Origin of the sequence: Streptomyces sp. NPDC020597, from assembly GCF_044335095.1 — a bacterium.
Classification (GTDB): Bacteria; Actinomycetota; Actinomycetes; order Streptomycetales; family Streptomycetaceae; genus Streptomyces.
Window position 1 is genome coordinate 1 of record NZ_JBIRUL010000057.1, and the last position, 17,955, is coordinate 17,955.

16 protein-coding genes are annotated in these 17,955 nt (G+C 73.4%); 5 read left to right on the top strand and 11 right to left on the bottom strand.

The features are described from left to right. Positions 1-189: 189 nt before the first annotated feature. The 3 genes from ACH4ZA_RS39370 to ACH4ZA_RS39380 form a co-directional block, all read right to left on the bottom strand. Positions 190-1,110 (bottom strand): prepilin peptidase, encoded by a 921-nt coding sequence (locus tag ACH4ZA_RS39370; RefSeq protein ID WP_398433820.1) that lies wholly within the window; start codon positions 1,108-1,110, stop codon positions 190-192. A 77-nt stretch (positions 1,111-1,187) separates the two neighbouring features. Then, positions 1,188-3,077, bottom strand: coding sequence for a serine/threonine-protein kinase (locus ACH4ZA_RS39375; protein WP_398433821.1), 1,890 nt, complete (start codon positions 3,075-3,077; stop codon positions 1,188-1,190). 39 nt (positions 3,078-3,116) lie between these two features. Beyond that, positions 3,117-3,974 (bottom strand): menaquinone biosynthetic enzyme MqnA/MqnD family protein, encoded by an 858-nt coding sequence (locus ACH4ZA_RS39380; protein ID WP_398433822.1) that lies wholly within the window; start codon positions 3,972-3,974, stop codon positions 3,117-3,119. A 288-nt stretch (positions 3,975-4,262) separates the two neighbouring features. On the opposite strand from ACH4ZA_RS39380, the gene ACH4ZA_RS39385 reads away from it, so the two are divergent. Both ACH4ZA_RS39385 and ACH4ZA_RS39390 read left to right on the top strand, forming a co-directional pair. Further along, positions 4,263-4,466, top strand: coding sequence for a cold-shock protein (locus ACH4ZA_RS39385; protein WP_003974443.1), 204 nt, complete (start codon positions 4,263-4,265; stop codon positions 4,464-4,466). A 196-nt stretch (positions 4,467-4,662) separates the two neighbouring features. After that, on the top strand, positions 4,663-5,385 hold the full coding sequence (locus tag ACH4ZA_RS39390) for a class I SAM-dependent DNA methyltransferase (RefSeq protein WP_398433823.1): 723 nt from the start codon (positions 4,663-4,665) through the stop codon (positions 5,383-5,385). Here ACH4ZA_RS39390 and kstD read toward each other — a convergent pair. From kstD to ACH4ZA_RS39405, 3 genes are all read right to left on the bottom strand, one after another. Next, entirely contained in the window at positions 5,382-7,136 is a 1,755-nt protein-coding gene (gene kstD / locus ACH4ZA_RS39395; RefSeq protein ID WP_319281842.1) for a 3-oxosteroid 1-dehydrogenase, read from the bottom strand. The two genes, ACH4ZA_RS39390 and kstD, sit on opposite strands and share 4 nt — an antisense overlap. 143 nt (positions 7,137-7,279) lie before the next feature. Further along, positions 7,280-7,684, bottom strand: a complete 405-nt coding sequence (locus ACH4ZA_RS39400) for a hypothetical protein (protein ID WP_319281840.1) — start codon at positions 7,682-7,684, stop codon at positions 7,280-7,282. Between the two features lie 56 nt (positions 7,685-7,740). Next, complete coding sequence (locus tag ACH4ZA_RS39405) at positions 7,741-9,276, bottom strand: helix-turn-helix domain-containing protein (protein ID WP_398433824.1); 1,536 nt, start codon at positions 9,274-9,276, stop codon at positions 7,741-7,743. A gap of 203 nt (positions 9,277-9,479) precedes the next feature. On the opposite strand from ACH4ZA_RS39405, the gene ACH4ZA_RS39410 reads away from it, so the two are divergent. After that, positions 9,480-9,998 carry a GNAT family protein gene (locus ACH4ZA_RS39410; RefSeq protein WP_319281836.1) on the top strand — a complete coding sequence of 173 codons (519 nt, stop codon included), beginning with the start codon at positions 9,480-9,482 and terminating at the stop codon, positions 9,996-9,998. Positions 9,999-10,102: 104 nt separating this feature from the next. Here ACH4ZA_RS39410 and ACH4ZA_RS39415 read toward each other — a convergent pair whose 3' ends face one another. Both ACH4ZA_RS39415 and ACH4ZA_RS39420 read right to left on the bottom strand, forming a co-directional pair. Further along, positions 10,103-12,028, bottom strand: coding sequence for an AMP-dependent synthetase/ligase (locus tag ACH4ZA_RS39415; protein WP_398433825.1), 1,926 nt, complete (start codon positions 12,026-12,028; stop codon positions 10,103-10,105). Positions 12,029-12,294: 266 nt separating this feature from the next. Next, positions 12,295-13,593, bottom strand: coding sequence for an acetyl-CoA C-acetyltransferase (locus tag ACH4ZA_RS39420; RefSeq protein WP_398433827.1), 1,299 nt, complete (start codon positions 13,591-13,593; stop codon positions 12,295-12,297). 136 nt (positions 13,594-13,729) lie between these two features. On the opposite strand from ACH4ZA_RS39420, the gene ACH4ZA_RS39425 reads away from it, so the two are divergent. Continuing rightward, the gene (locus ACH4ZA_RS39425; RefSeq protein WP_398433828.1) at positions 13,730-15,067 is read left to right on the top strand and encodes a 3-oxoacyl-ACP reductase; all 1,338 of its coding nucleotides are present in this window, start codon (positions 13,730-13,732) and stop codon (positions 15,065-15,067) included. Further along, positions 15,067-15,969 carry a MaoC family dehydratase gene (locus tag ACH4ZA_RS39430; RefSeq protein WP_398433826.1) on the top strand — a complete coding sequence of 301 codons (903 nt, stop codon included), beginning with the start codon at positions 15,067-15,069 and terminating at the stop codon, positions 15,967-15,969. The genes ACH4ZA_RS39425 and ACH4ZA_RS39430 overlap by 1 nt, the downstream gene beginning before the upstream one ends. A 100-nt stretch (positions 15,970-16,069) precedes the next feature. Here ACH4ZA_RS39430 and ACH4ZA_RS39435 read toward each other — a convergent pair whose 3' ends face one another. The 3 genes from ACH4ZA_RS39435 to ACH4ZA_RS39445 form a co-directional block, all read right to left on the bottom strand. Next, complete coding sequence (locus tag ACH4ZA_RS39435; protein WP_319281829.1) at positions 16,070-16,750, bottom strand: TetR/AcrR family transcriptional regulator; 681 nt, start codon at positions 16,748-16,750, stop codon at positions 16,070-16,072. A 39-nt stretch (positions 16,751-16,789) separates the two neighbouring features. Then, entirely contained in the window at positions 16,790-17,101 is a 312-nt protein-coding gene (locus ACH4ZA_RS39440) for a DUF4229 domain-containing protein (RefSeq protein WP_319281827.1), read from the bottom strand. A gap of 91 nt (positions 17,102-17,192) precedes the next feature. Continuing rightward, a complete protein-coding gene (locus ACH4ZA_RS39445; RefSeq protein ID WP_319281825.1) occupies positions 17,193-17,717 on the bottom strand; it encodes a GNAT family N-acetyltransferase in 525 nt (174 codons plus the stop codon). Positions 17,718-17,955: the final 238 nt, after the last annotated feature.

The window sequence follows — 17,955 nt, forward strand, 5'->3', positions numbered from 1 at the left end:
GCGCCCAGCGCGTGCAGCGGGGCCTCGCGGTAGAGGTCCAGAGCCTCTTCGGGGGTGATCCGCCCACCGGCGGCGGCACGGTCGAGGACGGACTGAAGTTCGGCCTTCTCGGTCACCGGGGGCGTCCCTTTCGTCAAGGGTTGTGGACAGACCGATCCAGCCTACGCCAGCCCTCTCGGCGTCCCGACCTCAGGCCGCGTACGCGCCGACCAGCACCCCGGCGAGCGTCCCCACGAGCATGAACGGCCCGAAGGCGATCATCGTCCCGCGTCCCGCCCGCCCCACGACGTACAGCGCGCCGCCGTACAGCGCACCGAACAGGAACGCTGCGAAGGCGCCCAGCATGACGGTCGGCCAGCCGTACCAGCCGAGGACGGCGCCCATGCCGAGCGCGAGCTTCACGTCGCCGAAGGCCATGCCGGCAGGGTTGACGAGGTGCAGCACGAGGTGGCCGGCGCCGAGGGCGAGCGCGCCCAGCAGGGCCGTCGTCCAGTCCCCGGCGTGCTCGGGGAGCAGCGCGGCCAGGCCCAGCAGGGCGAGGGCGGCGACCGCGAACGGGAGGGTGAGCGGGTCGGGCAGCCGCCGCACGCGGACGTCGACGACGGCCAGCAGCACCCCGACCGGCGCGAGCGCCAGCCACACGGCCGACTCGGGCCGCACACCGGTCGCCGCGGCGAGCGCGGCGCACACGAACGCGGTGAGGACGGGGAGAAGCAGGGCGCCGGGGGCGACGACGCCGGCGCAGCGGCGACAGCGTGCGCGTCCGAGCCAGCCCCGGAACGGGTGCCCGGCAGGGCAGGTCTCCCGCCAGCCCCCGACCGCCTCCTCGCCTTCCTGGCCTCCCCGGGCTTCCTGGCCTCCCGGCCCGTCCTGGCCGTCGTGGCCCTCCCGCACCACCGGTGCTTCCGGGGCTGCCGCTGCTTCCGGGACTGCCGCTGCTTCCGGTGCCGACTGCTCGGCTGGCCCGGCCGGCTCCGCCTGCTCTTCGTCCCGTTCCTCCTCCGGGGGCACGGAGAAGCGGTACGCGGCCCGCGGCAGCAGCGCGCCGCTCGCGGCGCCCCAGAGCGCGGCGACGGCGGCCAGCGTCAGTTCGCCGGGAGGTGTGGTCATCGTCAGAGATCGTAGGGACAAAGGGAGGACGCGGGAGGGAGAAACCGTCGGTACGGCACCGTCCGCCTCCGGGCCCGCTAGTCGACCTTCGACATCCTTGCGACCGGGTTGCCCTCCGCCGCGCTCTCGGAGGTGTACGTCAGGTCGTCGCCGGTCGGGGTGAGCCGGATCGGGTGCGGCTTCGGGTTGCAGCCGCCGTGGTTGCTCGCGGCGCCCACCGACGTGGCGACGACCTCCTTCGCCGTCACCTGCTTCAGCGTCAGGATGTCGACGCAGACGCCGCCGAGCGCGTCCGTCTGCCGCAGCTCCCCCAGCTTCCCGCCCACGACCGCCTGTTGGACCGTCACCCGGAACGTGCCCATCGGCAGGGCGCCGTCGAGGCCGCTGCCCTGCCCTTCCCAGGTGCCGACGTACCGTGCGGGCAGCTTGGCGGCCGACGAGCCGTCGGTGGTCCGGGGACTCGGCGCGGGCGACTGCCCCGCGGTGGTGCCGGGGCTCGGCGTGCCTCCTCCCGTGGCGCCGGGGCTCGCCGCAGCCGTCGGCACCGTGGAGCTCGCGTCGCTGCCGGCCTCGGTGTCCTGGCCGCCGTCGCCCGGCAGCAGCCGGAACAGCAGCACCGAGCCGACCGTCACCGCCGCCATCGCACCCGCGACCGCCAGCGCGACGGTGCAGCTCAGCCGCCGCCCGCGACCGCCCTCGCCGGGCGTCGCGCTGCCCGCCACGGTGACCGAGAGACGGCCGCGGCCGTCGGCACGGCCCGCGTCTTCGGCACGGCCCGCGTCTTCCACCCCGCCGGAGGCCGCCCCGGCCGACGCGGCCGCGGCGTCCCTCGGCGTCGGCACGGGCAGGACCGAGGGCCCGGCGGCGGAGCGGCCGGCCCGGTCCGCCGGGGTCGCCGGCATCGCGTCCATCACCGGTGGCGGCCCGAACACCCCCGGCGAGACCTGCGGCGCGCCCGCCGGGGCGCTGCCCGAGGCCGCTCCCGCGGACTGCCCGGACGTCATCGCCGCGCTGCTGAACCCGACCGGGCCGGACGCGGACGGTTCCGCGCCGGCCTGCGTGCCCTCCAGATTCAGCAACTGGACGGCGCTGCGGCCCAGCTGTTCCACCAGCGCTCCCGGCAGCCAGCCGCCCGCCACCATCCGGGCCGCGCCCTCGGGCGCGAGGCGCCGGGCCACGTCCCCGGGGGACGGCCGCGCCGCCGGGTCCTTGGCGAGGCACGCCGCGGCGACCGCCCGCAGTTCACCGCGCAGTCCGTCCTGCGGCGAGCCGAGCTCCGGTTCCTCGTGGACCACCTTGTAGAGGAGCGCGGCCGACGAGTCGCCGGGGAACGGGGACCGTCCGGTGGCCGCGTACACCAGCACCGCGCCGAGGGAGAAGACGTCGGCCGCGCCGGACGCGCCCCGGCCGAGGATCTGTTCCGGGGCCATGTAGCCGGGCGAGCCGACCGAGACGCCGGTCGAGGTGAGCGAGGCGGTGCCGTCGGTCGCACGGGCGATGCCGAAGTCGATCAGCAGCGGACCGTCGACGGTCAGCAGCACGTTGGACGGCTTGACGTCCCGGTGGACCAGGCCCAGTTCGTGCACCGTGCCGAGGGCCTCCGCGAGGCCGGCGCCCAGCACGCGCACGGAGTGCTCGGGCAGCGCTCCGTGGGACACGACGGCCGCGGCCAGGGACGGTCCGGCCGCGTAACCGGTGGCCACCCAGGGCACCGCCGCCTCCGGGTCGGCATCGAGGACCGGCGCGGTCCACGCCCCGCCCACCCGTCTCGCGGCCTCCACCTCGCGCCGGAAGCGGGCGCGGAACTCCTCGTCGAGCGCGAGGTGCGGATGCACGATCTTCACGGCCACGGTGCGGCCGCCGGCGCTGCGGCCGAGGTAGACCCGGCCCATGCCGCCGGAGCCCAGCCGGCCGAGCAGCCGGTAGGGCCCCACGGTCGTGGGTTCGCCTTCTCCGAGCGGCTGCATGGGCGCTCTCCCCCTCCCCCGTCGGGACTCCGTAGGAGACTACGCAGATCGTGGCCGCAGCAGTTCCACTCTGACGTCCGCCGGGAAGCCCGTGGTGGGACCGACGCGGCGGGCGAACTCCGTCAGGGCCTCGAGCTGGGGCGCGCCGAAACGGAAGTCGAGGGTGGTGAAGTACCGCTCGAGGACGGCTTCGTCGAACTCCTCCCAGCGGGCCGCCTGCTCGGCGACCTTGCCGACCTCCTCCAGGGAGAGGTTGCGGGAGTCGAGGAAGGCCTGGTGGACCTGGCGGGTCAGGACGGGCTCACGCTCGAGGTAGTCGCGCCGGGCCGCCCACACCGCGAAGACGAAGGGCAGTCCGGTCCACTCCTTCCACAGCCGGCCGAGGTCGTGCACCTCCAGGCCGAACCGCGGTCCGTCCAGCAGGTTGGCCCGCAGCGCCGCGTCGCCGATGAGGACGGCGGCCTCGGCCTCCTGCATCATCAGGCTGAGGTCCGGCGGGCAGGTGTAGTAGTCGGGCCGGACGCCGAAGCGGTCGGCCAGGAGCAGTTGCGCGAGGCGCACCGAGGTCCGGGAGGTCGAGCCGAGGGCGACCCGGGCGCCGTCGAGCCGGTCCAGCGGGACCTGCGAGACGATCACGCAGGACATCACCGGACCGTCGCAGCCCACGGCGATGTCGGGGAAGGCGACCAGGTCGTCGGCGTTCTTGAGGAACTCGACGAGGGTCACGGGCCCGATGTCGAGATCGCCCCGCACCAGCTGCTCGCTGAGCTTCTCCGGGGTGTCCTTGGTCAGGTCGAAGTCGAGGAGCGTGCCGGTTCTCGCGAGCCCCCAGTAGAGGGGCAGGCAGTTGAGGAACTGGATGTGGCCGACGCGCGGCCGGGTGCGAGAATTGTCCACATCGCGAGGCTAGACCCCGTCGGGTACGCTGCGGACTCCGACCCCCGAGTCAACCCCTTTCATGGATCTTCAAACGTCCGAGTGACGTGATCTTGACCTCTATTGCTTTCGGCTGCCCACATGCTAGGCTCGCCGCAAGTTGCAGTTTGGTTTCCCTTGCAGTACAGAGCCTGCGGAGCATGTAACCGCGGGCTCTCGTCGTTTTCAGACGTATGCAGTTGTGCGGCACTTGCTTTCACGCTTGCAGGGTTCTGGAGCAGGGCAACCCTTTGGGCCCAAGGAGGGCTTATGGCTACCGGAACCGTGAAGTGGTTCAACGCCGAAAAGGGCTTTGGCTTCATCGCCCAGGAAGGCGGCGGCCCCGACGTCTTCGTCCACTACTCCGCGATCAACGCGCAGGGCTTCCGCTCGCTCGAGGAGAACCAGCAGGTCTCCTTCGACGTGACGCAGGGCCCGAAGGGTCCCCAGGCGGAGAACGTCACCCCCGTCTGATCTTCCACACCCTGAGATCGCAAGTCTGAGAGCAGTACCCAAGGAGCCCTGTGCCGTTCGGCACGGGGCTCCTGCCTTTGCCGACGCCCCCGGCCCCTGGCTCCCGACTCCGGGCTTCCGGCTCCCGGCTCCCGGCTTTCGGTGAGATCGCCTGGAACCGCCCCGTTGTCGGTCGGGCCTCCTAGGATCCCCACCCATGACCTCACCCGACTTCGTCACCACCACGCGCGCGTTCTACGACGCCGTCGCCGAGGACTACGCCGAGCTGTTCGTCGACGAGCTCGCCGCGAGGCCGCTCGAGCGGGCCGTCCTCGCCGCCTACGCCGAGCTCGTCGGGCCCGGCGGCCGGGTGGCCGACCTCGGCTGCGGTCCCGGCCGTACCACCGCACGGCTCGCCTCGCTCGGGCTCGACGTGTCCGGGCTCGACCTGTCGGAGTCGATGCTGGCGATCGCCCGGCGCGAGAACCCGGAAATCCGGTTCGCACAGGGCTCGATGCTGGAGCTGGACTTCCCCGACGGGGCCCTGGCCGGGGTCGTCTCCTTCTACTCGACCATCCACACCCCGCTGGCCGAACTGCCCGCACTCTTCGCCGAACTCCACCGCGTTCTGGCCCCGGGCGGCCATCTCCTGCTGGCCTTCCAGGTCGGCGACGAGCCGCGGCACCACCACCGCCCCTGGGGCCACCCGGTCTCCCTCGGCTTCGAGCGGCGGCGCCCGGAGACGATGGCCGCGCTGCTGGCCGAGGCCGGCTTCACCGTGCTGTCGCGCACGGTGCGGGAACCGGACGCGAGCCTGGACGAGCCCACCCCCCAGGCCCTCCTCATCGCGCGCAGGCCCCCGGAGACGGAGACGGAGACGGCGGCGGGGGCGGGGGCGGGGGCGGGATCCGCCGCCCCCGGGCCCGGCGCGGATTCCTAGAGAGCCCCGGCGAGGTCGAGGGCCGCGATGTACCCGAAGGTCATCGCGGGTCCGATCGTCGAACCGGCGCCGGCGTAGCTGTGGCCCATGACCGCCGCGCTGGCGTTGCCGGCGGCGTACAGCCCCGGGATGACCGATCCGTCGGGTCGCAGCACGCGTGCGCGGGCGTCGGTGCGCAGGCCGCCCTTGGTGCCGAGGTCGCCGGGGACGATGCGGAAGGCGTGGAAGGGAGGCAGCCACAGGGGTGCGAGGCAGGAGTTCGGGAGGACGCCCGGGTCCGTGTAGTAGTGGTCGTACGCGCTGTCGCCCCGCCCGAAGTCGGTGTCGTCGCCCCGCAGCGCGAGCGAGTTGAAGCGGTCGACGGTGGCGCGCAGGGCGGGCCCGGGGACGCCGATGGCGGCGGCGAGGGCGTCCAGGGACCAGGCCTTGTGCGCGGCCCCCGAGCTGTACCAGTCGGCCGGGAACGGCAGGGTCGGGGCCACGTCCTTGAACAGGTAGCGGTTGCGGTAGTTCTGGTCGGTGATCAGCCAGGCCGGGATCGCTCGGTCGGTCGGGTTCTGGTCGTACATGGTGTGGACGACGTCGCCGTAGGGGGCGGCCTCGTTGACGAAGCGGCGGCCGGCCGCGTTGACGAGGAGTCCGCCGGGGAGGGTGCGTTCGGCGAGGCAGAACCAGGGCTGGCCGGGGAGCGGGATCGCCGGGCCCCACCAGGCGTCGTCCATGAGGGCGAGGTCGGCGCCGAGCCGCTGTCCCGCCCGGATGCCGTCCCCGGTGTTCTCCTTCGCGCCGACGCTCCACTCGGTGCCGATCGGCTGGCGCTGGTAGCGGGCCCGCATGGCCGCGTCGTGCTCGAAGCCGCCGGAGCCGACGACGACCCCGCGCCGGGCCCGGACCAGGCCGGGCGCCCCGTCACGGGTGATCACCGCGCCGACGACGGCTCCGCCCTCGACGTGCAGGTCGGTGAGCGGGCTGGAGAGCCAGACCGGCACTCCGGCGGCGCGCAGCCCGAGCCGCAGCCCGCCCGCCAGGGACTGGCCCATGGTGAGCGGCTTCTGGCCGAGGAGCGCGGCCTTCGTGCCCCGGGCCAGGCACTCGGCGGCGACGGCGGCGCCCCGCACGCTGACGGCGGTCAGGTTGAGCCACTTGTAGTCGGCGCTGAAGACCACCATCCCGGCCGGCACCTGGAGGTACGAGGGGTTGAGGCGGGCCAGGTCCGCGCCGAGGAGGTTGCCGTCGAGCTGGTCGGGCTCCACGGAGCGGCCGTTCGGGAGGCCGCCGGGAAGCTCGGGGTAGTAGTCGCTGTAGCCCTCCATCCAGCGGAAGCGCAGCGGGCTGTGGGCCATCACGGAGGCGAGCATCGCCGGGCCGTGCGCGAGGAAGGCGCGCTGCCGGTCGGCGGGGACCTCGGGGCCGACGACCGCGGCGAGGTAGACCGCGGCCTTCGCGGGGGTGTCGGGGACGCCCGCCGCGAGGATCACCGGGTTGTTCGGGATCCAGATCCCGGCGCCGGACCGGGCGGCCGAGCCCCCGAAGGTCGCCGCCTTCTCGACCACCACACAGCTGAGCCCCTGCCGGGCCGCGGTCAGCGCGGCGGTCATCCCGGCCGCGCCGGAGCCGACGACCACGACGTCGTACGTGCCGAGCAGGGGCAGGTCGGCGGCCCGGGCGCCCTGTTGCACCCCCGCGGCGACAGCGAGCCCGGCACCGGCGGCCCCGGCCAGCAGATGTCTTCGGGAAGGGGATCCGGTCATGTCGACTCCAGCCCAGACGGAACGCGCGAGAACCGGGAATGTCGCGCGGGGGTCTTGGGAAGTCAAGGGCCACTACGTCCCTCACGCCCACGCCTTGGGCGCCCTTCCTCGCTCACGGCGTGGGCTGATCACTGCGGGGAGGGTCAGGCCACGCCGCAGGACCATTCGCCCCACAGGCCCCATTCACCGGAGTTGTACTCGCCCAGGCCCGCCTGGATGCACACGCCCGTGCCTTCGTCGTACTTCTTGTTCACCGACTTCGTGGAGCCGCTCTTGCCCGGGTTCCAGATGGTGAAGTCGTAACCGCCGTTGGGCTTGAACGGGGCCACGTCCACCTTGAGGACCGCAGACATGTTGTCGGCGCACACGTCCTTGATGTGGAACCATTCGCCCTCGGCCTCGAAGGTGCCGACCGAACTGGCGGAGCAGACGTCCTTCATGCTCTGGCCCCAGGAGGTGGCGTTCGTGCCGGCCATGGCAGGCGAGTTGGTCAGCGCGACCAGCGCCGCGGCCGCGACCACGATGCCGCCGGCACGGAACTTGTTCATGAGATACCCCCGAGGGAAGCGATACGGAACGGGTTGGTCGACCCGCGTGGATCACGCTAGGGCGCGCTGCCCCCGCGGGACCACGGTGCACAGTGGCCACTTCGGTCCCGGGAGTGTGCACGGTGATCAGTCGCGATGAGCGCGTGCACGATGTCGTGGAGGCCGGACCCGGTCGTCAGCAGGTCGCGGTTGAGGAGGCGTTCGGCGGTGCGGAGCCGGGCCCGTACCGTGTTGCGGCTCACGGACAGGGCTTCGGCGGCCCGTTGGGCGTCGGTGTTGTGGCAGACCCAGGTACGTAAGGTGGTGTGGAGGTCGCGGTGAGCGGCCTCATCAAGGGGTTCGAGGAACCCCGTCGCCCAGTCGACGGCGGGCTCGCTGCTCAAGAGGTGCGCGAGGGACGGCGCACCCGGGGCTGCCGCCTCGGCGCCCGGCTCCGGGGGAAGCGCGTCGAGGGCCAGGGCCAGGTCCAGCGCGGCGCGGACGCGGACGTCGCCGAGGTCGGCCCGCAGGGCCCGCTCGGCCCGGCCGCAGTGCGCGGTGACGGTGGTGCGGCTGATGCCCAGAAGACGGGCCACGGCGGAGCGGGGAAAGGTCACGGCGAGACGGGTGACGTCCTGGGTGATCTTCGCTTCGCCGAGCAGCGGCTCGACGTGTGCACGGGCCCAGGACAGGGCCGCCGGTCTGGGCAGCAGGGGCAGCAGCGACGGGCTGCCGTGGTAGACGGCCAGACGTTCGGGGGAGTTGCGGGCGACGGCGAGGGCGTTCACCGCCTCCCCGTACGCCGCAGCCGTGGCGGCGATCGGATGGGGCCTGCTGACACCGAGCGCGTAGCCGCGGTTCTCGCACACCAGCCTGCGCAGCACGCCCGCCAGCCGGTCGTCCGGGCCCCCGCTGCCTTCGCCGTCCCCCTCCCGCTCGGCGATCGGGCAGATCAGGTGGTCCAGGAAGGCCGGGCAGTGCACCATGAGGCCGGCGCCGTGATAGCCGGAGGCGTCCTGGAAGGCACTGGCCAGCCGGTCCCGGTCGGCGGGCGGGCAGTGCAGCAGATGGACGCGGACACGTGGGGCGTCAAGGAGCGGCGGGACGTCCCGGTGGGTCATGCGACGGGCCAGGGTGACGTCCCCGGTCATGAGGGCGGTCAGCACGGCGAAGCGCAGGGCGCGTGCCTTCTCCTCATAGCCGCGAGCGCTGTGGTCGGCCCTGCGCGCCTCGCCGAGCAGACGCAGCAGGCCGCCGGCCCGGGAGACCAGAGCAGCCGCCTCGCGGGACCGTCCGGCCGCGCCGACGGTGACGAGGACCGGACGCGGAGCCTGCCGGCCGCAGGCTTCGAGGTGTACCTCCAGGTCGCCGTGGCGAGCGGTGGCCGCACCGAGCCGGCCGTCGGCGAGCCGCTCCAGCTGCTCTCCCAGCACCTCGACGGCCTCGTGGGGGAAACCGTCGGTGGCCGCCTCGATCCGGTCGCCGGGGCAGACCCAGGCCACGGCGGTCGCCGTCCGCCGCCCGAGCCAGTCCAGTACGTCTGCCGGGGACGCGCCGCGCTGGACCATTCGCAGCAGCTCGTCGAGCCCGTCCTCACGCCCCAACTCGCCCACTGCTCAACCGCTTTCCGTCGTCTGTGACCCGTCAGGACGCAGGAAACCACACGTTCGCCTTCCGTACGGCCATTCGATGTCGGCCGCGAAGTGACGCCGGACCGCCTCCCGGCGGAGTTTCGTCGACGACGTCGTACGTGCCGGTACGGGCGCGTCGGTTTTACCCGCAGACACGCCCTGCCGGGGGCGGCTAGCGTGGCCGGGTGATCGATGACACCGTGCGACTGCGCCCCGTCCGCGAGGACGATCTGCCGATGCTGGAACAGTTCATGCTCGACCCCGAGGCGGCCGGGACGTTCTCCTGGTTCGGCTGGACGGATCCCGGGCGCATGCGGCGGCGCTGGGCCGAGAACGGCATGCTCTCCGTCGACGGGGGCCAGTTGATGGTGACGTCCGGCACGGAACCGCTCGGCTTCGTGGCCTGGCGCAGGATCGTCACCGTGGCGCACTCCTCCTACTGGAACATAGGCATCCAGCTGCTGCCGGGGGCGCAGGGGCGCGGCGTGGGCACCCAGGCCCAACGCCTCCTGGCCCGCTATCTGTTCGCGCACACGCCCGCCGTGCGGATCGAGGCGCACACCGATGTGGAGAACATCGCCGAGCAACGCGCGCTGGAGAAGGCCGGTTTCACCCGCGAGGGCGTGTTGCGCAGCGTCGTGTTCCGCGACGGGCGCTGGCGCGACAGCCTGTCCTACAGCGTGCTGCGCGACGACGCCCCCTGAGCAGCGGGTCCCCTCGGAGCGTGTGCGCCGCTGAGCGGGCGGCGGTCCCGCGGCGCGGTCCTGCCGGTCCTGCGGTCGGCCGGTCCTGCGCGGTCCGGCCGGGGTCACTTCTCGTAGAGTCCCTCCACCTGTTCGGCGAAGTCCCGCAGGACCGCCTCCCGGCGGAGTTTCATCGACGGGGTGAGGTGGCCGTCCTGTTCGGTGAAGTCGGTCGGCAGGATGACGAAGCGGCGGATCGACTCGGGGCGCGAGACCAGTTTGTTGGCTTCGTCGACGGCCCGCTGGAGCACCGCGTTGAGTTCCGCGTCGTCGATGAGCAGCTCCGCCGGCACCGGGTGCTTGCCGTTCATGTGCCGCCAGTGGGTGAGGCCGTCGGGGTCGAGGGTGAGCAGGGCGGAGACGTAGGGGCGGCCGTCGCCTAGGACCATGGCCTGGGAGATCAGAGGGTGCGAGCGCAGCCAGTTCTCCAGGGGCGCGGGGGCGACGCTCTTGCCGCCGGCCGTGATGATCATCTCCTTCTTGCGGCCGGTGATGGTCAGATAGCCCTCGTCGTCGAGTTCGCCGAGGTCGCCGGTGGCGAGCCAGCCGTCGGGGGCGGCGGGGACCACTCCGCCGGCCGCCGGGTCCCAGTAGCCGCGCAGCACGTGGTCGCCGCCGATGAGGATCTCGCCGTCCGCGGCGATGCGGATCCTCGTGCCGGGAAGCGGCCAGCCGACCGTGCCCAGCCGGGGTTTCATCGGCGGGGTCACCGTGGACGCGCCCGTGGTCTCGGTGAGGCCGTAACCCTCGTAGATCTCGATGCCCGCGCCGAGGTAGAAGGCGGAGAGGCGCCGGCCGAGGGGGGAGCCGCCGCAGATGGCGTGGCGGACCCTGCCGCCCATGGCGTTGCGGATGCGGCGGTAGACGAGCGGGTCGTAGAAGGCGCGGGCGGCGCGCAGGGTGGCCGCCGGGCCGGATCCCTCGCCGGTCTTCTGCGCCTCGACGGCCTCGCCGTAGCGGCGGGCCGTGCTCACGGCCCGGTCGAAGGAGGACAGCTTGCCGCCCGCCTCGGCCTTCGCGCGGGCGGTGTTGAAGATCTTCTCCAGCATGTAGGGGATGGCCAGCAGGCAGGTGGGTCTGAAGGCCGCCAGGTCCGGCAGGAGCTGGTCCGCCTTGAGGCTCGGGGCGTGACCGAGGCGGACGCGGGCGCGGATGCAGGCGATGGCGACCATCCGGCCGAAGACGTGCGACATGGGCAGGAAGAGGAGGACGGAGAGCTCGTCGTCGTTCTTGGCCTTGAAGACCGGGTAGAGGAGTTCGATCGCGTTGTCGACCTCGGCGAAGAAGTTGCCGTGGGTGAGCGCGCAGCCCTTGGGCCGGCCGGTGGTGCCGGAGGTGTAGATGAGGGTGGCGAGCGTGTCGGGGACGAGCATGCCGCGGCGGATCTCGACCTCGGCGTCCGGCACCCGCTCGCCCGCCTCGATCAGCCGGTCCACGTGCCCCTTCTCCATGACCCACATGTGCTGGAGGTCGGGCAGCCGGTCGCGTTCGGGGCCGAGGGCCGCCGCCTGGCCCGCGGTCTCGGTGACGAGGGCGACCGCGCCGGAGTCCTGGAGGATCCAGCGGGTCTGGAAGACGGAGGAGGTCGGGTAGACGGGCACGGTGACCAGACCGGCCGCCCAGGCCGCGAAGTCGAGCAGGGTCCACTCGTAGGTGGTGCGGGACATGATGGCGATCCGGTCGCCGGGCGCCAGCCCCTCCGCGATCAGCCCGCGGGCCACGGCGTGCACCTGGGCGGCGAAGCGTTCCGCCGTGATGTCGGTCCAGTGCCCGTCCGGTCCCCGGCGGCTGAGGACCACCGACTCGGGGACGGCCGCCGCGTTGTCGTAGGGCAGGTCGGCGAGCGAGCCGTATGTGACGGGGCGGGCGAGGGCCGGCAGGGACGCCTCCCGCACGGCGCCGTCCAGTCGTCGTGTCTCGGGTTCCACGAGGGCGGGAGGAGCGTCAGGGTCGGCGTAGGCCGGGCCGGCGGTTGAGTACGGGGTGGACACGGGCGGCTCCCTGGGCGTGCAGCGAAGAAACTGCTTGCTGCATGACGTACGTGCTTCGCGCACCGACGCGTTCAACCGGGATGCCCCCTATGAAAGGGGTTACCGCCAGTTAGGTAGGGGATCGTACGGCGCTCACATGTGGGGCTTGTGCGTGTTCCGGGATGTTCCGGGGTCGGGGCTGTGCAATCTCGGCGGTTATGTGAGGGATCTTCAGGTTTGTCGCGGCCTCAGCGGAGGCTGCCGTTCACTCGCGCCCTGCCGTTCACTCACGCCCGCTCCAGGATCGCGGTCACTCCCTGGCCGCCCGCCGCGCAGACGGAGATCAGGCCGCGCGAGGGTCCGTGCTGCTCGGTGAGCAGCTTGGCGAGGGTCGCCACGATGCGGGCGCCGGTGGCCGCGAAGGGATGGCCGGTGGCGAGCGAGGAGCCGGCGACGTTCAGCCGGTCCCGGTCGACCGGGGCGAGCCCCTGCTTCTCCCAGGCCGCGAGCGTCGCCAGCACCTGGGAGGCGAAGGCCTCGTGGACCTCGACCAGGTCGAAGTCCTCCATGCCCAGGCCGGCCCGTTCCAGCATGCGCGGGACGGCGTACGCGGGGGCCATCAGCAGGCCGTCGCCGGTCCCGCCGCCGCCGTTCGCCGCGTCGCCGCGCACGAAGTCAACGGCCGCCGTCTCGTAGGCCGTCAGGTAGGCGAGCGGTTCCAGACCGCGCGCCTCGGCCCACTCCTCGGAGGCGAGGAGGACGACCGCCGCGCCGTCCGTCAGCGGCGTCGAGTTGCCCGCCGTCATGGTCGGTTCGGGGCCGTCGACGCCGAACACCGGCTTGAGGCGGGCCAGTTTCTCGACGGTGGAGTCCGGCCGCAGGTTCTGGTCGCGGGCCAGGTCGCGGAAGGGGACGACGAGGTCGTCGAAGAAGCCGCGCTCGTAGGCGGCCGCGAGGCGCTGGTGGCTGGCGGCCGCCAGCGCGTCCTGGGCCTCGCGCTCGACGCCCCAGACGCGGGCGGTGACGGCGGCGTGCTCGCCCATGGACAGACCGGTGCGCGGTTCGGCGTTGCGCGGGATCTCGGGGACGAAATGGGCGGGGCGGATCTGCGCGAGCACCTTGAGGCGGGCTCCGGTCGTCTTCGCCCGGCGGGCCTCCAGGAGGATGCGCCGCAGCCGGTCGTTGACGCCCAGGGGCGCGTCGCTCGCGGTGTCCGCGCCACCCGCGATCGCCGAGTCGGTCTGGCCGAGGGCGATCTTGTTGGCGGCGGCGATCACGGCCTGCAGGCCGGTGCCGCAGGCCTGCTGGATGTCGTAGGCGGGGGTGCGGGCGTCGAGCTTCGAGCCGAGGACGGTCTCACGGGCCAGGTTGAAGTCACGGCTGTGCTTGAGGACGGCCCCGGCGACCACCTCGCCCACCACGCCGGGGACGTCGAGGGCGTACCGGCCCACCAGCCCGTTCACCGCCGCCGTCAGCATCTCCTGGTTGGAGGCGGTGGCGTAGGGGCCGTCGGAGCGGGCGAAGGGGATGCGCGAGCCGCCGACGATCGCGACCCGACGGGCGCGCGGGGGCTCGGAAGGACTCATCAGCGAGGGCTCCACCAGCTTCAGCCGTGACGGCTCCGAGGGACTCATCTCGACCTGCTCCTCACCCTTGACCTAGACTTACCCCGGGTAACCTTACTCCAGAGTAAGCATGTGCGCCGAGCCTGTGGGAGAGAACGTGGCCGACCGCTATCTGAGCTTCACCGCCACCGCACCGGGCCGCTTCCTCACCCGGAGACTGGGTCTGCCGCAACCGGCGGCGCTGCTGCGCTGGTCGGCCGAACGCCCCTCTCTCACCGGCTCCTTGATCCACCTTACGGCCGGGAGGTCCACGCTCGGACCCGCGCCGGTGCCGGTTCTCGCAGGTCTGCCGCTCCACGGCCCCGAGGGCGTCGGCGCGGCCGGCGTCCCCGACCCCTGCGCCGTCGTCCTCGACGCGACCGGCGTCCGGGACGTCGACGCGCTCGCCGAGGTGCACGCGGCCCTGCACCCGGTGGTGCGGTCGGTCACGGCGAGCGGCCGGATCGTCGTCCTCGGCGCGCCCCTCGACCCCGACGACCACTGCCAGGCGGCCGCGCAGCAGGCCCTGGAAGGGTTCGTGCGCTCCCTCGGCAAGGAGATCGGACGCGGCAGGACCGTCAACCTGGTCCGGCTGACCGACGCCCGGGCCGCCGAGTCCACCCTGCGCTTCCTCCTCTCCCCCAGGTCGGCCTACGTCAGCGGGCAGGTGATCGGCGTGGGAACCGCCGGCTCCGCCGGCTCCGAGGGCCCCGACGACCGGGCGCTCCCCCTCGCCGGGCGCACCGCGCTCGTCACCGGCGGCGCCCGGGGCATCGGCGCGGCCGTCGCCGAGCGGCTGGCCCAGGACGGCGCCCGGGTCGTCGTCCTCGACGTGCCGCAGGCCGAGGAGGACGCCCGCCGGCTCGCCGAACGGCTCGGGGGCGACGCCCTCGCGCTCGACGTCACGGCGGCCGACGCCGGCGAGCGGATCGCCGCCGAACTGCCCGGCGGACTGGACGTGCTGATCCACAACGCCGGCATCACCCGGGACCGGCGGCTGGTCAACATGCCCGCCGACCGCTGGAGTTCGGTGCTCGAGGTGAACCTGGCGAGCGTGCTGCGCACCACGGACGCGCTGCTCGCCAAGGGGGTGCTGCGGCCGGGCGGGCGGATCGTCGCCACCGCCTCCATCGCCGGACTCGCGGGCAACGCGGGCCAGACGAACTACGGCGCGAGCAAGGCGGGGATCGCGGGACTCGTGCGCACCCTGGCGCCCCACGCGCTCGCGGAGCACGGGGTCACGGTGAACGCGGTGGCGCCGGGCTTCATCGAGACGAAGATGACCGCCGCGGTGCCGCTCCTCATCCGCGAGGCGGGCCGGCGCATGAACTCGCTGGCGCAGGGCGGGCTGCCCGTCGACGTCGCCGAGACGACGGCGTGGCTCGCGCACCCCGCCTCCGGCGCGGTCAACGGCCAGGTCGTGCGGGTGTGCGGCCAGAGCCTGCTGGGGGCGTAGTGCGCACGCCGACCCCGCCGAGGACCCTGACCGCGCTCCCGTCCCTCGGCCCGCTGCTCGCCCGCGGGGTGCTGCGCTCCCCCTTCAGGCGCCCCGGGCCGGGCGTCTCCTTCGCCGGCGCCGGCGAACGCCTCGTGCTGCCCGGTCTGCGCGTGGACCCGACCCGGCTCGCCGCCTACGAACGCGTCTGCGGCTTCCCGACCGGCGAGGACTCGCTGCCGCTCACCTACCCGCACGTCCTGGGCTTCCCGCTGGCCATGAGCGTCATGAGCGGCCGTCACTTCCCGCTCCCGCTGCTCGGCCTCGTCCACACGTCGATCGAGATCACCCGCCGCACCGCGCTCGCGTCCGCCGGGACGTACGAACTCTCGGTGCACGTCGAGGAGCTGGCCCCGCACCGGCGCGGGACGGAGGCCGTCGTGGTCACCGCACTGCGGCAGGGCGGCGAGACCGTGTGGGAGTCGACGAGCAGATACCTCGCCCGGCATCCCACCCCCGGGGCCGTCCCCGCCGCCGGGGAGCCGGAGCCCGGGCCGCTGCCGGTGCTCGACGAGTGGCGGCTCGCCGCCGACGTCGGCCGGCGCTACGGCGCGGCCTCCGGCGACCGCAACCCCATCCACCTCCACCCGCTCACCGCGCGGCTCTTCGGCTTCCCCCGGGCCATCGCACACGGCATGTGGACCGTCGCCCGCTGCCTCGCCGCCCACGGCGTCCCGCAGCGGGTCCGGGTCCGGGCCGACTTCCGGGCTCCGGTCCTGCTTCCCGGCACGGTCTCGTTCGCGTCGGACGGCGCGCGCTTCGCCCTGTGCGGTACCGGGGACCCGGCTCGGACCCATGTGACGGGACGCGTGGACCCCCTGCCCGGCCCGCTCCCGCACCCGGGTCCCGCGCCCGCGCCGTGAGCGGCGGCGCGGCCGCCGACGGGCCCGCGCCGGTCGGACGTCCACCGGTGACGGCGGCGGCGGTGAGGGCTCGGCTCGGCGCTTCGGGTCGTCCGGCCGGTCAGGCGGGCGGCGGGGACCAGGGGCGGCCGTCCATGAGGTTGCCCAGGCCCGCCCAGGCGAAGTTCATCAGGGTGGCCGCCGCCTGGTGGGAGGAGACGGCGTCGTCGGTGTTGGCCCAGGCGGCGAGCGACTCGGCGGCCCCGACCAGCGCCTCGGCGAGCCCGGCGACCTCGCGTTCGGGCAGGTCGGGGTCGATGGGGGTCGCCCCGCCCGAGCAGAGCCGGGGGTGGGGGCGTGCCTCCCGGGCCGCTATCGCGATCAGCTGCGTCACGAACGCGACGATCTCCTCGCGCATCGCCGCGACCTCGGCGGCGAAGGGCTCGCCGTGCGTGCGGGCCTGGAGGTGCAGGACGGACCAGGCGTGCGGATGCCGCCCGGTGTGCGCGAAGAACGCCCGCAGTCCGTCCCAGAGCTGGCGGTCGGCGGGCAGATCCGTGCGGACACCGGTGCGCACCGCCTCGACGAGCGACGTGGCCTCACGCCGGATGCAGGCGGTGAAGAGGTCTTCCTTGGAGTTCAGGTACAGGTACACCAACGGCTTGGACACGCCGGCGAGTTCCGCGATCTCGTCCATCGACGCGGCCATGTAGCCGCGGCGACCGAAGGTCTCCACGGCGGCGTCCAGCATCTGCTGCTCACGGACCGCACGCGGCATCCGCTTGGTCTTCACGGCACCCATGGGGCAAGACTAGTTGGGCCCCGTGGTCGGCAGCTCCGTTCAGGACGCCTGCTCCTGCGTCCGGCCCTGGGCGCGGGCGGAGTCGACCGCCTCGTCCTCCTGGGTCCGGTTGGCCTCGAGGTTGGCCTTCATGCGGTCCACCCGCTCGACGACCGTGACCGAGGCGCGGTCGCGCTCCTTGCGCAGCACGACGAAGCTGATCGGCGCGGAGATCACCAGGGCCAGCAGGACGATCCACATGCCGTTGGAGTCACCGAGGCCGCGCGGGACGACGCCCGAGTAGACGAGTCCCCAGACGGCCATGAGGCAGCCGGCGAAGACACCGAGGCGCATCAGCGTGTAGCGGAGCATCTCAAACCACTCTTCCGATTCCCATGGAGGCCTCCGTCCAGTGAAGCACGCCGGGCTGCCGTTCCCGCAGCGGGGTGGACGGGCCGCGGCGTCACGTGAGCGGCAACAGCATGGTGATGTCGTCGCGGTAGTCGCCCGGCGCGACGCGGATCGCACCGGGCACCCGGCCGACCTCCTTGTAGCCGCAGGAGCCGTAGAAGTGCTCCAGGCCGAGTCCGCCGCGGCAGCCGAGCCGGATCGCCTCGATGCCGTCGAAGCCGCGGGCCGCGTCGGCGGCGGCGGCCAGCAGGTCGCGACCGTACCCCTTGCCCTGGTGACGGGGGTGGACCATCACCGTGTACAGCATCACCCAGTGGGTCTGGAGGCGATGGCTGTTGAAGGCGAAGAACGCGGTCGCCGCCACCCGACCCGACGCGTCCTGGCCGACGAGCAGGCGGTTTCGGCCCTCGGCCATGGCCGCGAGGTGCCGGACCAGATCCGGCCGGATCTCGTCGCGCGACACGGGCGCGACGAAGCCGACGGCCCCGCCCGCGTTGGAGACGTCCGTCCACAGATCGAGCACGCCGTCGCGCAGGGCCGGGGTGACTGCGGGATCGAGAGTGAAAGTAAGGGACACGACAGGATCTTAACCCTTACCGCAGGAGGCGCGCGGCCGTTTTCGGGTCACCGCGCTCGTGTGCCCTGATCGGGCGGGAGCGCCCGCCGAGGAGTGCGGGCGCGGGGAGCCGGGCGACCGGCCCCCCGCGACCCATGCCCGACGTCACACCCGCATGGGCTGCGGCGACTCGCGCAGTGCCGGGTCGGGGCCGTCGTACTCCCGGATGATCTCGTAGCGGGTGTTGCGCTCCACGGGG

Bases quoted from the DNA above. Each gene is read 5' to 3' on its own strand.
- ACH4ZA_RS39370 (WP_398433820.1), bottom strand. From the start codon at position 1,110: ATGACCACACCTCCCGGCGAACTGACGCTGGCCGCCGTCGCCGCGCTC.
- ACH4ZA_RS39375 (WP_398433821.1), bottom strand. From the start codon at position 3,077: ATGCAGCCGCTCGGAGAAGGCGAACCCACGACCGTGGGGCCCTACCGG.
- ACH4ZA_RS39385 (WP_003974443.1), top strand. From the start codon at position 4,263: ATGGCTACCGGAACCGTGAAGTGGTTCAACGCCGAAAAGGGCTTTGGC.
- ACH4ZA_RS39390 (WP_398433823.1), top strand. From the start codon at position 4,663: ATGACCTCACCCGACTTCGTCACCACCACGCGCGCGTTCTACGACGCC.
- kstD (WP_319281842.1), bottom strand. From the start codon at position 7,136: ATGACCGGATCCCCTTCCCGAAGACATCTGCTGGCCGGGGCCGCCGGT.
- ACH4ZA_RS39400 (WP_319281840.1), bottom strand. From the start codon at position 7,684: ATGAACAAGTTCCGTGCCGGCGGCATCGTGGTCGCGGCCGCGGCGCTG.
- ACH4ZA_RS39420 (WP_398433827.1), bottom strand. From the start codon at position 13,593: ATGAGTCCTTCCGAGCCCCCGCGCGCCCGTCGGGTCGCGATCGTCGGC.
- ACH4ZA_RS39435 (WP_319281829.1), bottom strand. From the start codon at position 16,750: ATGGGTGCCGTGAAGACCAAGCGGATGCCGCGTGCGGTCCGTGAGCAG.
- ACH4ZA_RS39440 (WP_319281827.1), bottom strand. From the start codon at position 17,101: ATGCTCCGCTACACGCTGATGCGCCTCGGTGTCTTCGCCGGCTGCCTC.